Raw genomic sequence first — 12,110 nt, forward strand, 5'->3', positions numbered from 1 at the left:
CCCTCCTAAACTCTAAATTTTTCAAAAATTAAAAAGTAATTAGAAGTAATATCTTGAAAAAACTCGAAAAACCTTTTATAATATTATATATGCAATGCGTAAATTCAATGCGTAAATCTGTAAAAAAGGAGGTTAAAAATGAAGTTAATTTTAATCTTTTCAATACTAAATGGTAACGAAATCCTAAAAAAGGTGGAGGATAACTATAATGCTCCTTCAGATAGAATATCTGAATTAAAGATGATTCTTGTTGAGGCTGACGGTACCCAAAAAGAAAGAGAGATGAAAGTATGGATGAAGGGGAAAAATAAAAAACTTTTTGTTTTTAAATCTCCAGCTGATGTAAAGGGCGTTGGTTTTCTTGTGCTTTCAGATGACGAACTTTATATTTACTTACCTGCTTTCAAAAAAATAAGAAGAATTGCCTCTCATGTCAAAAATGAATCCTTCATGGGAACAGACTTTTCATACAATGATCTTGCAAAAAGTGAATTTACAAAAAATTACAATGCAACTATTAAAGAGGAAAACGAAAATCAATATGTTCTTGAACTTACTCCAAAACCTGGCTCCGATGTAGAATATTCAAAACTTACAATGTTTGTAAATAAAAAAATCTTTCTTCCCGATTCAGTTAAATTTTTTGATAAAGGTAAAAATCTTTTGAAAATTATGAGAAACAAAAAATTCGTTCAGATAAAAAATTACTGGTCAATCCCTGAGATAGAAATGGAAAACGTTAAAGATAAACATAAAACTATTATGAAAACAATAAAGCAAGATTACGATTTAGGTCTTTCTGACGAGATCTTTACTCAAAGAAATCTTAAAAAAGCAGAATAGGAAAAGTAAAATGAAAAAAATAACCTTATTTTTTCTCTCCTTTTGTATAGCTTACTCTATTGAAATAAATAGTGAGGCAAAAATTAACAACTTCTATTTAATTCAACCAGATATTTTTTCAGTTGACAGCGTTATACCTCTACCCTATATGTTCCATCAGTTTGAAATTTCATTAAAAGATAGAAAAGATAAATACGAATATGAAACGTCTTTATTACTTAGACTTTGGTCCAAAAATACTCAAAGTAATCTTTTAAGTCTTAAAGAGCCTTCCTATAAGCTAAAAGCTCACATATGGGAATTCTATGTAAATATATACAGTTTTCCATTTAAAAATGTTGACATAAAAATAGGCAAACAAAGGATTTCATGGGGAACAGCTGATAGGCTAAATCCAACAGATATAATAAATCCTTATGATCTTCAGAACCTACTTGATTTTGGCAGAAAAATTCCGTCAGAGGCAATTTTAATTAACTTATATTTTCCAAGAGAATTCACATTAGAAGGAATCCTTTTACCTAAATTCATACCTCCACTTTTACCAGAAGATATTTCTATTTTCAAATTCTTTTTAAATTCTTTTACCTTTGATCTTGATAATATAAAAGATACTATCATATTCCCTTCTCTTAAAAATCCGATGTTTGCCTCAAAACTCTATGGAAAGCTTTTAAAATTTAATTTTTCACTTTCCTATTTTTATGGATTTGACAACTTTCCTTTATTAAAAGAAACCAAACCTGTGATAGATAAAGATACAACAGTTAAGTTTTTTTACTTTTTCCCAAAAATTCATATGATAGGCTTTGACCTCGCCGGTGAAGTGAAAGATGTAGGAGTATGGGCAGAGCTAGGATGCTTTATCCCTGTAGATACTGTAAAAATAAGGGATCCCTATTTAAAGTATACGACTGGACTTGACTATACTTTTAAAAATGGTCTATACATTAACTTCCAGTATAACTACGGTTTCTTCTTTGAAAGATATAGCCCAGATATTGAAAATTCACTACATAGTTACCTTGCTCTGAGAATTGAAAAAAAATATTTAAGAGAGAATTTAAAAATAGGCCTCTCTGGTATCTATGAAATTGTCTGTTTTAAAGACATTAGAAAAAAAAGTGGTTATGTGACAAATCCTGAAGTAAGTTATAAGCCTGATGACAATTTAGATATAAATTTTGGACTCATAAATATACACGGAAATTCACCATCAAGTCTATTTTACTCTTTTAAAAATTTTGATCAATTTTATCTAAACCTAAAAGTAAATTTTTAATGAAGAGGATAATTAAAAAATATTCTAACAGAAAGCTCTATGATACAGAGGCATCAAAAATGATTACAATTTCAGAACTTTCAAACTATGTAAAAGAGGGAATTGAGTTTATAGTGATTGACAATGAGACCGGTGACGATATAACTGATCTAACTTTAGTTCAGATTTTGATGGAAACTGTAAAAGATAGAAAAGAGTTTTCATCAGCTCCTTATATATTAAAAGAAATCATAAAATCTGGTAAATCAACTGTAATTGAATTTATAAAAAATTCACTTATTGCTTCAGTAAACGCAATTTCTTTAACTGAACAAAAGGCAAAAGAAATTGTGAGAACTTTAGTTGATAAAAAGAAAATTGGCGAAAAAGAGGCAGAAGAGTTAAAGAATCTACTGATTGAATCTGCGAGGGAAAGAGAAAGGATACTCGAAGAAAAAATTAGGACTATCCTTAGAGAAATACTTAAAGAACTAGGAATTTCTGAGAAAAAAATAAAAGAAATAGATGAAATAAAGAAAGACTTAAAGGAGATAAAAAATGATTTAAAAGAAGTGTTAAAAAGAATAAAGTAGATATGGAAAGAATAGTTGATTTTTTGCTTAAGAGAAGAACCTTATTCTTAATTTCTTTGATTATTTTGACTTTTCTTTTTAGTTTTGGAATTACAAAACTTAAGGTACAAGGAGATATTTCAAAGGCTCTTCCACCTGAGGAACCTTACGTGAAGGTGTTTAACGAAATAGGTGAGGAATTTGAGGGAAACCTTATTGGGATGGTTATTCTAAGGGGAACACCTGATGTGTTTAATGAAAAAACTTTTAGAAAAATTTATGAGCTTACAGAGGAGTATAAGAAAATAGAGGGAGTTTCAAATTGTTTGAGTTTAACAGATATAATGGACATCAAAAAAATAGAGGATGGAATAGAGGTTGGCAAACTTCTGCCCTTTGGTTACATACCGAAAACAAAGCAGGAATACGATAGTTTAAAAAATTACGTTATGTCAAAGGAAAGATTCAAGGGAGTAATAGTTTCAAGGGATGGAAAGTATGCGTCAATTATTATTAGGTTTTCAGAGAAGTATGATAGAGAGAAAACGGCCCTAAAGATAAAGGAAACTACGGAAAAACTAAAAGAAAATTTTGAGATTCACTATAGTGGAATTCCCTTTGTAGTTATATTTGTTAATGAAACAATAAGAAAGGAGATGATAAAGCTTATTCCTTTTTCGCTAATTGTAATTTCCTTGATTTTATTTTTAAGTTTCAAAAATTTTCAGAGTGTTATACTGATTATAAGTGTTGTTGTAATTTCTATAGTTTGGATTCTTGGTTTAATGGGGTTTCTGGGTGTGCCGCTTTCAATAGTTTCAAATATTATGCCAGTTATTCTTTTAGCTGTTGGCTCTGCCTATGGAATACATCTTTTAAACAAATACAGAGAGTTTGAAAAGGATAGGGATAGGATTAAAAAAAGTGTTAATGATATATGGGTCCCTATATTTATGTCAGCAATAACAACCTTTTTTGGTTTTTTATCTCTTATATTTACTCAACTTGATGTGATAAGAAAATTTGGCATTTTTTTAAGCATAGGTGTTATATTTTCTTTTATTTTAACATTATCTTTTATTCCAGTTATTCTCTCTTACGGTAAGCTACGAGTTTCCTCACAAAAAGAGTTTACCTTTCCACCATCTCTACTTTTTTCTCTACTTTCTAAATTAGTTGATAAATACAAAAGTATAATAACAAAATTATGTCTGATTCTTCTTTTTTTTAGTGTCTTAGGGATACTGAAGATAAAAAGAGAGGTCGATATGATTGCTTATTTTCCTCGTTACAATCCCTTAAGGATCTCTGCAGAGCTTGTGAGAGAAAAATTTGGGGGGCATGCATCTTCCTATATAGTCTTTGAAGCTAATAATATTAAAAATCCCGTAATTTTAAAGCTAATGAAATATATAGGTGATTTACTGAGAAAATCTCAGTATATACATAATCCTCAATCAATTGCAGATTTGATTGCCGAAATGAATGAACTTCTTACAGAGTATAAATCAATACCAGAAACGGAAGAAAAAATAAATAACCTCTATTTTCTTTTAGAGGGTCAACCTCAACTGGATATGATAGTAAAAAAAGACGGTAAAAAGGCATTGATACAAGTAGTCTCAGAGATCGGAAAAACAAAATTAGCTCGAGAGGTAACGGATTACATTAAAGGTACCGTTAAAAAAATAGAAGGTAAGTACTTAATTATTGATCCCAAAAATTTAAGTGATAATAAAAGAGAAGAAGTTTTTAGAAAATATACAGAATTTTATACAAAAATAATATGTGATGTTTTTGATATAAAAGATTCTGTAAAAATTTTTAAAACTCTTTATTCCTTTTCAGATGAAAATAATTTCAAAAAATACGCGGAGGAAGAAGCTTTTAAAAAGCTGGAGGAGTATTTTAAAAGTGAAGAAGCCTACATAGTAATTTTAGATAAAAAATTAAGAAAAAAAATTATCAATGAAATAATAGTGGATGGGGATGTTAAAAGTGTTTTAATGAAGTATTTTAGTAACAAAAAAGAGGAGGTTGAAGAAACAGCTTCTGAATTAAGGGAAATCTTAAAAGAAGCAAAAAGATTAGGTTTTATAAACAGTTTAAACTTAGATAAAAAAATAAAGGATTATATCTATGAATTTACTGGAGACAGATGGATTATCCCTTACGAAGAAGAATTTATGGCTTATGGAGAAGTTGTAAGTTTCAAAATTTATGATGCGGGAGTCCCTCAAATTTATACAAAACTTGATGAGAATCTTTTAAAAAGCCAAATGCAAAGTCTCTTAATGGTTTTAATTTTGGTCTTTATTTTTGTTTCAATTGAGTGGAAATCAATAATAGGCGGTTTAATTACAGTAGTACCAATAATTTTTGCAGCACTATTATACTTTGGACTTTTAGGTTTTCTGAATTATCCTTTAGATGCAGCAAATGTAATGATTGCACCAATTATAATAGGCATTGGTATAGACTACTCCATTCATGTTATTTCCAGAATTAAAAAAGATTTTAAAATAGGAAATTACGATAATAGGTACGAAAATCTTTTTAAAACTACAGGAAGAGCAGTAATCATAAACGCTCTCTCAGTTGGATTAGGATTACTCGTATTAGCACTTGGAGACCTAATCGTCATAAAAAGATTCGGAATTTTAACTTTTATTACTATGATTACTTCCTCTCTTTCCTCCTTAGTTTTGATACCAATTCTCATTTCAAAAATAAAACCTAAATTTTTAATTGAAAAAAGTTAAGTCCAACTCTTTATTGTTAAAACAGAAAGCACTTAATCCTTCAAATCCCCCTGAGCCCCCTAAATTCCCCTACTTAAACAAGAACTTTCTCTTCCGCCTTTATAGTAGATAAGAACTTTTTATATTTTTCAGGAATTTTAAACTGAGAAAGAGCTTCCTTTGTTTTTTCAATTTCCTCTGGTGTTATAGTTTTTAAAATCTCAGCCATCTGCTTTATCTTATTTGCAAACTGTATACCTTCAGCTGCAGAGAACCAATCCAGTTGCACCCTCTCCTTTCTGATTCCCAATCTTTCAAGCCTTTTCATCATATTCTCATATCTTCTTTTTGCATTCAAATTCGCATAGTTATAATGACAATCACCTATATGACAACCTGACCATAAAACTGCACCTGCCCCCTTTCTTAAAGCATGTATTACAAAATCAGGCTTAATCCTTGCTGAACACATCGATCTAATTATTCTTGCGTTTGGTGGATATTGGAACCTCGAAACACCTGCAAGATCAGCACCTGCATAAGAACACCAGTTACAAGCAAAAACAATAATCTTTTCTGAGGGATTCTCCTCCAAAAGGGCATCTATCTGCGCATATATAGCCTCATCCGGGAAGTGCCTCATATCTATCGCTTCAGATGGACACTCAGCACCACAAGCTCCACACCCAGCACAAGAAGCCTCAATCAGCTTAGGAACATTCCTCTCTTCTTTACTCCAAATCCATGCATTATATGGACAAACATTTGCACACATACCACATCTTTTACAAGCTTCAGGATCTATAACAGGAGTTAATGCTTCTACGGTCACCTCTCCTTTCGCCATTAAAATACCTGCTCTTGCTGCTGCGGCTGATGCTTGAGTTACGCTGTCTTTTATATCCTTTGGCCCTTCCGCACAACCTGCAAGAAACACACCACCTATTGCTGTATCAACAGGCTTTAACTTAGGGTGTGACTCCAAATAAAAACCATCTTCTGATAAACTTAAGGCAAGTTTCTTTTGAACTTCATCCCTATCTCTTCGTGGAACAAGACCAACAGAGAGAATTATCATATCGGTTTCAAGCTCAACTGTCCTTGAAAGTAACGTATCCTCTGCATATATCTTGAGTCTTTTATCAGGCAACTCTTCAACACGTGAGGGTAATCCCCTTATATAGATCACTCCCTCTTCCTTACTTCTTCTATAAAGATCCTCAAAACCTTTACCAAAGGCTCTCATATCTTGATAGAAAACGTAAATTTGGGTATCGGGCCAGTGCTCCTTAATAAGGAGGGCATCCTTAACTGTGTTCATGCAGCACACATTTGAACAGTACTTGTTTGTTCTAAGATCTCTTGAACCTACACATTGAATAAAGGAAACAATCTTTGGAATTTTACCATCTGAGGGTCTTATGAGATTTCCTTTGGTTGGACCTGCTGAATTTATAAGTCTTTCAAACTCAAGAGAGGTTATGACGTTCTCATAGATTCCATAGCCATAATCGTTATTTTCCCTTGGATCGTACACATCCATTCCGGTAGCAACTATTATCGTTCCAACATCAATTTCAACTATCTCGTCCTTATCGTTAAAGTTTATTGCCTTCTTTTCACAGGCTGCAAGACACTCCTCACAAACTATGGCACCTGCTTTAATGTTTAAACAGAGTTTTGGATCAATTATGTATTGAGTTGGAACAGCCTGAGGGAAGGGAATATAAATCGCTTTTCTTGTCGCCATACCAACATCAAACTCATTGGGATGCTCTTGAGGACAAACCTTTGAACAATCTCCGCAGGCTGTGCACTCTTTTGTTACGTATCTTGCCTTCTTCTCAATTTTAACATGAAAGTTTCCTATATAACCTGTAATTTCTTTTACGGTAGAATTTGTAAAGATCTTTATGTTGGGATGTCTTCCAGCCTCAGCCATCTTAGGAGCAAGAATACAAATTGAACAGTCCATAGTGGGGAAAGTCTTATCAATCTGAGCCATTCTTCCTCCTATTGAAGGCTCCTTTTCTACCATGAAAACTTCGTAACCTGTATCGGCAAGATCAAGAGCAGCTTGAATACCTGCAACTCCACCACCTATTACCAAAGCTTTTCTGATTATCGGGACTTTAGGCTCCTTCTGTTCTTTTAAAAACCTTGCTCTTGCTACAGCTGCCTTAACAAGGTCTTTAGCTTTTTCAGTAGCTGCTTTCCTATCATAAAGATGAACCCATGAACAGTGTTCCCTGATATTTGCCATCTCGAGCAAGTATTTATTAAGTCCTGCTTCCTCAATTGCCTTTCTAAAGGTGGGTTCATGTAGCCTTGGTGAACAAGATGCTACAACTACTCTGTTTAGTTTATATTCTTTAATATCTCTTTTTATTATCTCTTGACCTGGTTCAGAGCAGGTGTACTTATAGTCTCTTGCTATAACCACATTAGGTAAAGTAGACGCAAACTGTGAAACATCTATACAATCTACACTTCCTGCTATGTTCAAACCACAATGGCACACATATACTCCTATTCTTATTTCTTCTCCGCTCTGTTTCATTTTTCCCCCTTTCTTTTAAATTGTCAAAGGTTTTATTCTATGAAATTCAAAACCTATTTTATTTTTATCAAGTCCAAGTGAATAAGCTAAAAGTTCAAAATAAAAGTAAACGGGTAATTCTCTTTTTTCATGCACAAGCACATTCTCAAAATGGGAAAAGCAAGAAGGACATATAACAACTATTCCATCAACTTCCCCAAAACTTTCAATTCTTTTCTTTGCTAATAAGTAGGAAAGTTCTTTATCTGTTAGTGAGTTAGGATAACCGCAGCATTCATCTTTAGCAACTATCGCCTCGGTCCCCAAAAGTTCAATCATTTCCTTTAATATATTCACTTTTTTTAGCTCTCCAAACTCTTCAGAAATTAGGGCGCTTGGTCTTTTAAAATGGCAACCTTCATGAACTGCAAATTTTTTTCCATTAAGTGGAACAACTATTTTACTTTTTATTTCATTTTTTTTATTTTTCCACAGGGTGTAAATAAGGTGCTCTACTCTAAATGACTTTAAATTAGCAGAACTTTTCTTAATGGTATAAAGTGTTTCGAAACAGCCGTTACATATAGTAAACATTGTTGATCCTAAACTTTTCGCTTTTTCAAGGTTTTTTAAGCCAATGTTTTTCCAATCTTTATAAGACAAAGATCTAATCCATACTGGATCCGGACAGCAGACAAAATCCTCTGCAGTTTTATAGTTTATTTCTAACTTATCGAGAACAAACCTTGTAGAGTAGTCAAAACCCGGAAACTTTCTTAAGGCAAGACATCCTGGAAAATAAACGAAGTTATCTTTCATAGTTAGCCTCCTATTTTAATAACCTCTTCTCTCCATTTTTTTGCTCTTGGGGAGATCTGAACAGAAAAGCCTTCTTTTCTAACAAGTACAAGCTCTTGCATAGGAATTTTTGGAGCATAGCCTCTTTCAGTTGCTTTTGTTCTAAGTAAAAATATAATTTCAACGAAATTGACCTTTTGGGGACAGTTTTCAAAACATTCATAACAAGTTGTGCATCTCCATATATCCTCTGTTTTTAAAACATCCTCTGCTCCTATATAAACCATTTCAATCAGTTTTCTTGGATTAAATTTTTCTGGACTTAAATTAAATACTGGACAAAAGGATGAGCATTTACCGCACTGATAACACATTAAAATGCTGTGATCTTTCAGTTCTCGACTTATTTCTTCTTTAAAATAGGGATTTAGCCTCATCTTTTAACCTCCTCTTTTAAAAATTCCTCAGCAAGTTTTATTCCCTCCTCAAAGGCTTTTATATTTATATCCACATAGTCCCTTCTAACTGAAATTTCTATCGATTTTTTTAAGGCTTCTGCTGAACATACACCTGTGATTCTTTGAAGAACACCAAGCATTATTGAATTTGCTACCAGCTTATTTCCCAGCTCTTCAGCTCTTTTTGTAGCTGGAATCGGAATATATTCTATGTCGTATCTTTTATTATCAATTGTCACAAGATCAGAGTCATAAATTAGAATTCCTCCACTTTTAATTTTATGAAGATAGGTAGTATAGGCTTCTTGAGACATACAAACAAGAACATCTGGTTCTGTAACTTTAGGATAGGGCACCATTTCATCAGGGTTATCTGCTATAACAACACCTGAGGAGCATGCTCCGCCTCTTGCTTCTGGACCATAACTTTGTGTCATAGAACTATTTCTACCCTCAAAAATTGTTATTCCTTGACCAAGAATATAACCTGATAAAACTATTCCTTGGCCACCAAAACCAGCAAATTGAATTTCTCTTATTGACCTTTTCATTTTTCTTCTCTCCTTATTCTCTCGTTATTTTCCATCAAAATTTCTAAATAAGAGGGTTTATTTATATCTACGAACTCACCAACAACTATGTTTCCTCCCATTAAAGATAACTCGGCATCTTTTGGATCGATTCCATTTTTGATAATACTTTTTTCTTTATAATACTTCATCTCATCAAGACCTTCTCCGATTTTGTTTGGTCTACCAAAGCCAGTTGGACAAGGAGAAATAATTTCAATAAAACTAAATCCTTTCCTCTGTAAAGCCTTTTTAATACTTTGTCTTAGATGATAGGCATGAAGACAAGTCCATCTTGCAACAAAAGTTGCTCCTGCTGATGCTGCAAGATAGGGCAGATTAAAGGGATACTCAAAGTTTCCATAGGGAGTTGTTGTTGTTTTAGCTTTATATGGCGTAGTGGGACCGAATTGGCCTCCAGTCATTCCATAATTAAAGTTATTTACACATATACAGATCAGGTCAAAGTTTCTTCTTGCAGCATGGATGAAATGGTTACCTCCAATTGCTATAATATCTCCGTCACCTGAAAATACGATAACCTTCATTTCTGGTTTTGCAATTTTAAGACCTATAGCAAAAGGAATAGGCCTTCCGTGAGTTGTGTGATAAGAGTCAACCTTAACGTAACCGGCTACTCTACCAGTACATCCTATACCGCTTACAATAGCAATTTCCTTTGGATCAAGATTTAATTCCTCAAAAGCATAAAGCATACTACTCATTGCAATTCCAAGGCCACAACCTGAACACCAAATATGAGGCCATCTCTCTTCCCTGATCCACCTTGATAACCTATGTTTAACCTCCTTTTTTACCTGAACCTCCATTTCTTCCCCCTTTTTAAACTCTAATTTTTAAAAACTCCTTTATCTTCTCTACAATTTCTTGTGGAGTAATTAAATCTCCCCCAAGTTTATTTACTCCTAAAACGGATAAATCACTCTTTAGGGCCTTTAGCACTTCCCCTCTTACCTGTCCTGAATTAATTTCAGGAACAACGATAAGTGATACTTTTCTTGAGAGCTCCTCAATCTTCTCATAGGGGAAGGGCCAAATTGTAATTAATCTAAATAGTCCGGCTTTAATTCCTTCTTTTCTTAAAAGTTGAACAGCTTTTAAAGAACTTCTTGCTGTTATCCCGTAAGATATAAGTAATATTTCAGCATCATCTGTTTGAACTTCTTCATACTTTATTATTTTATCTTTATTTTTCTGAATTTTATCGAGTAATCTTCTTACAAGTCTTTCATGAGCTTCAGCAGTGATATTTGGGTAGCCTCTTTCATCGTGAGTTAAGCCTGTCATATGAACAAAATAGCCTTCACCGGCTAGGGCCATTCTTGGAACAAGATCCTCGTCAGGTAGGTACGGAAGGTATCCTTCTGGAGAGACGTTTGGTTTTTTTCTATTAACTATCTCTATCTCTGACTCATCTGGAATAACAACTTTTTCTCTTAAGTGTCCAACAGCTTCGTCAGTAAGTATTATAACTGGTATCCTATAAATTTCAGCTGTATTGAAGGCTTGGATTGTCAAGTCAAACATTTCTTGACATGAAGCTGGAGCATAGGCAACAATTTCATAGTCGCCGTGGGAGCCCCATTTTGCCTGCATTATATCTCCTTGACCAACAAGAGTTGGAAGTCCGGTAGATGGGGCTCCTCTTTGGACATTTACAATCACGCAGGGTACTTCAAGCATAACAGCAAGTCCAATATTTTCGAGCATTAGTGACATACCAGGACCTGAGGTTGCGGTCATAGATTTTAGTCCGCCACAGGAGGCTCCAATAATTGCGGCCATTGAGGCAAGTTCATCTTCCATTTGTATAAAGACACCTCCAAATTTTGGGAATCGGAGTGAAATCCATTCTGCAATTTCTGTGGAAGGAGTTATAGGGTAACCTGCGAAGAATCTACATCCAGCGGCTATTGCGCCTTCGGCGCAAGCATGGTCGCCGAGCATATAGTGAACACCTGTAAGTATTTTTGCGCTCATTTTTTCACCTCGACTTTTTCAACGATAATAGCAAATTCAGGGCATATTCTCTCGCAGAAACCGCATCCTGTGCAATTTTCGGGGTTAAATATAGGGAAGTGATATCCCTTTGAATTTAGTTTAGGAGATCTCGTGAGGGAGTTTGTCGGACAAAATTCTATACAGAAGGAACAACCCTTACAGACGTCTTCTAAGATAATTACGTTACCTTTTATTCTTTTTATTTCGTTATAATCAAGAGGAGTCCTCCAAAAAACTTCGTTATTCTTTTTTATTTCCTCCATTCCTTAGGCCTCCTTTAAAATTTATTTATTATAAAAAAATTAGT

General features: G+C 33.6%; 11 protein-coding genes. 4 read left to right on the forward strand and 7 right to left on the reverse strand.

The window, feature by feature from the left end; genetic code table 11:
- Positions 1 to 138 precede the first annotated feature (138 nt).
- Genes ABDH49_01715 through ABDH49_01730 form a run of 4 tightly spaced genes read left to right on the forward strand, consistent with a single transcriptional unit; the run spans position 139 to position 5,438 of the window.
- A complete protein-coding gene (locus ABDH49_01715; GenBank protein MEN3045694.1) occupies positions 139 to 843 on the forward strand; it encodes an outer membrane lipoprotein-sorting protein in 705 nt (234 codons plus the stop codon).
- 10 nt (positions 844 to 853) lie between these two features.
- Positions 854 to 2,125, forward strand: coding sequence for a DUF1302 family protein (locus ABDH49_01720; protein MEN3045695.1), 1,272 nt, complete (start codon positions 854 to 856; stop codon positions 2,123 to 2,125).
- Positions 2,125 to 2,697 (forward strand): polyhydroxyalkanoate synthesis regulator DNA-binding domain-containing protein, encoded by a 573-nt coding sequence (locus tag ABDH49_01725; GenBank protein MEN3045696.1) that lies wholly within the window; start codon positions 2,125 to 2,127, stop codon positions 2,695 to 2,697. Before ABDH49_01720 ends, ABDH49_01725 begins: the two co-directional genes overlap by 1 nt.
- A gap of 2 nt (positions 2,698 to 2,699) precedes the next feature.
- Positions 2,700 to 5,438, forward strand: a complete 2,739-nt coding sequence (locus ABDH49_01730; protein MEN3045697.1) for an efflux RND transporter permease subunit — start codon at positions 2,700 to 2,702, stop codon at positions 5,436 to 5,438.
- 73 nt (positions 5,439 to 5,511) lie between these two features.
- Here ABDH49_01730 and hdrA2 read toward each other — a convergent pair whose 3' ends face one another.
- From hdrA2 to ABDH49_01765, 7 genes are read right to left on the reverse strand one after another with little or no spacing between them, the layout of a single operon-like run.
- Positions 5,512 to 7,977, reverse strand: coding sequence for a CoB-CoM heterodisulfide reductase HdrA2 (gene hdrA2, locus ABDH49_01735; GenBank protein MEN3045698.1), 2,466 nt, complete (start codon positions 7,975 to 7,977; stop codon positions 5,512 to 5,514).
- A 15-nt stretch (positions 7,978 to 7,992) separates the two neighbouring features.
- On the reverse strand, positions 7,993 to 8,775 hold the full coding sequence (locus ABDH49_01740) for a heterodisulfide reductase-related iron-sulfur binding cluster (protein ID MEN3045699.1): 783 nt from the start codon (positions 8,773 to 8,775) through the stop codon (positions 7,993 to 7,995).
- Between the two features lie 2 nt (positions 8,776 to 8,777).
- The gene (locus tag ABDH49_01745) at positions 8,778 to 9,191 is read right to left on the reverse strand and encodes a 4Fe-4S dicluster domain-containing protein (protein MEN3045700.1); all 414 of its coding nucleotides are present in this window, start codon (positions 9,189 to 9,191) and stop codon (positions 8,778 to 8,780) included.
- Positions 9,188 to 9,763: a 2-oxoacid:acceptor oxidoreductase family protein gene (locus tag ABDH49_01750; GenBank protein ID MEN3045701.1), complete on the reverse strand. Its 576-nt coding sequence runs from the start codon at positions 9,761 to 9,763 to the stop codon at positions 9,188 to 9,190. Before ABDH49_01750 ends, ABDH49_01745 begins: the two co-directional genes overlap by 4 nt.
- Positions 9,760 to 10,611, reverse strand: a complete 852-nt coding sequence (locus ABDH49_01755) for a thiamine pyrophosphate-dependent enzyme (GenBank protein ID MEN3045702.1) — start codon at positions 10,609 to 10,611, stop codon at positions 9,760 to 9,762. The genes ABDH49_01750 and ABDH49_01755 overlap by 4 nt, the downstream gene beginning before the upstream one ends.
- A 13-nt stretch (positions 10,612 to 10,624) precedes the next feature.
- The gene (locus ABDH49_01760; GenBank protein ID MEN3045703.1) at positions 10,625 to 11,782 is read right to left on the reverse strand and encodes a 2-oxoacid:acceptor oxidoreductase subunit alpha; all 1,158 of its coding nucleotides are present in this window, start codon (positions 11,780 to 11,782) and stop codon (positions 10,625 to 10,627) included.
- Entirely contained in the window at positions 11,779 to 12,066 is a 288-nt protein-coding gene (locus ABDH49_01765; protein MEN3045704.1) for a ferredoxin family protein, read from the reverse strand. The genes ABDH49_01760 and ABDH49_01765 overlap by 4 nt, the downstream gene beginning before the upstream one ends.
- Positions 12,067 to 12,110 lie beyond the last annotated feature (44 nt).

The organism is Candidatus Hydrothermales bacterium (assembly GCA_039630235.1).
GTDB lineage: Bacteria > Hydrothermota > Hydrothermia > Hydrothermales > JAJRUZ01 > JBCNVI01.

Excerpts from the sequence above, each read along its gene's own strand:
- ABDH49_01715 (MEN3045694.1), top strand. The coding sequence starts at position 139 with ATGAAGTTAATTTTAATCTTTTCAATACTAAATGGTAACGAAATCCTA.
- ABDH49_01720 (MEN3045695.1), top strand. The coding sequence starts at position 854 with ATGAAAAAAATAACCTTATTTTTTCTCTCCTTTTGTATAGCTTACTCT.
- ABDH49_01725 (MEN3045696.1), top strand. The coding sequence starts at position 2,125 with ATGAAGAGGATAATTAAAAAATATTCTAACAGAAAGCTCTATGATACA.
- ABDH49_01730 (MEN3045697.1), top strand. The coding sequence starts at position 2,700 with ATGGAAAGAATAGTTGATTTTTTGCTTAAGAGAAGAACCTTATTCTTA.
- hdrA2 (MEN3045698.1), bottom strand. The coding sequence starts at position 7,977 with ATGAAACAGAGCGGAGAAGAAATAAGAATAGGAGTATATGTGTGCCAT.
- ABDH49_01740 (MEN3045699.1), bottom strand. The coding sequence starts at position 8,775 with ATGAAAGATAACTTCGTTTATTTTCCAGGATGTCTTGCCTTAAGAAAG.
- ABDH49_01745 (MEN3045700.1), bottom strand. The coding sequence starts at position 9,191 with ATGAGGCTAAATCCCTATTTTAAAGAAGAAATAAGTCGAGAACTGAAA.
- ABDH49_01750 (MEN3045701.1), bottom strand. The coding sequence starts at position 9,763 with ATGAAAAGGTCAATAAGAGAAATTCAATTTGCTGGTTTTGGTGGCCAA.
- ABDH49_01755 (MEN3045702.1), bottom strand. The coding sequence starts at position 10,611 with ATGGAGGTTCAGGTAAAAAAGGAGGTTAAACATAGGTTATCAAGGTGG.
- ABDH49_01760 (MEN3045703.1), bottom strand. The coding sequence starts at position 11,782 with ATGAGCGCAAAAATACTTACAGGTGTTCACTATATGCTCGGCGACCAT.
- ABDH49_01765 (MEN3045704.1), bottom strand. The coding sequence starts at position 12,066 with ATGGAGGAAATAAAAAAGAATAACGAAGTTTTTTGGAGGACTCCTCTT.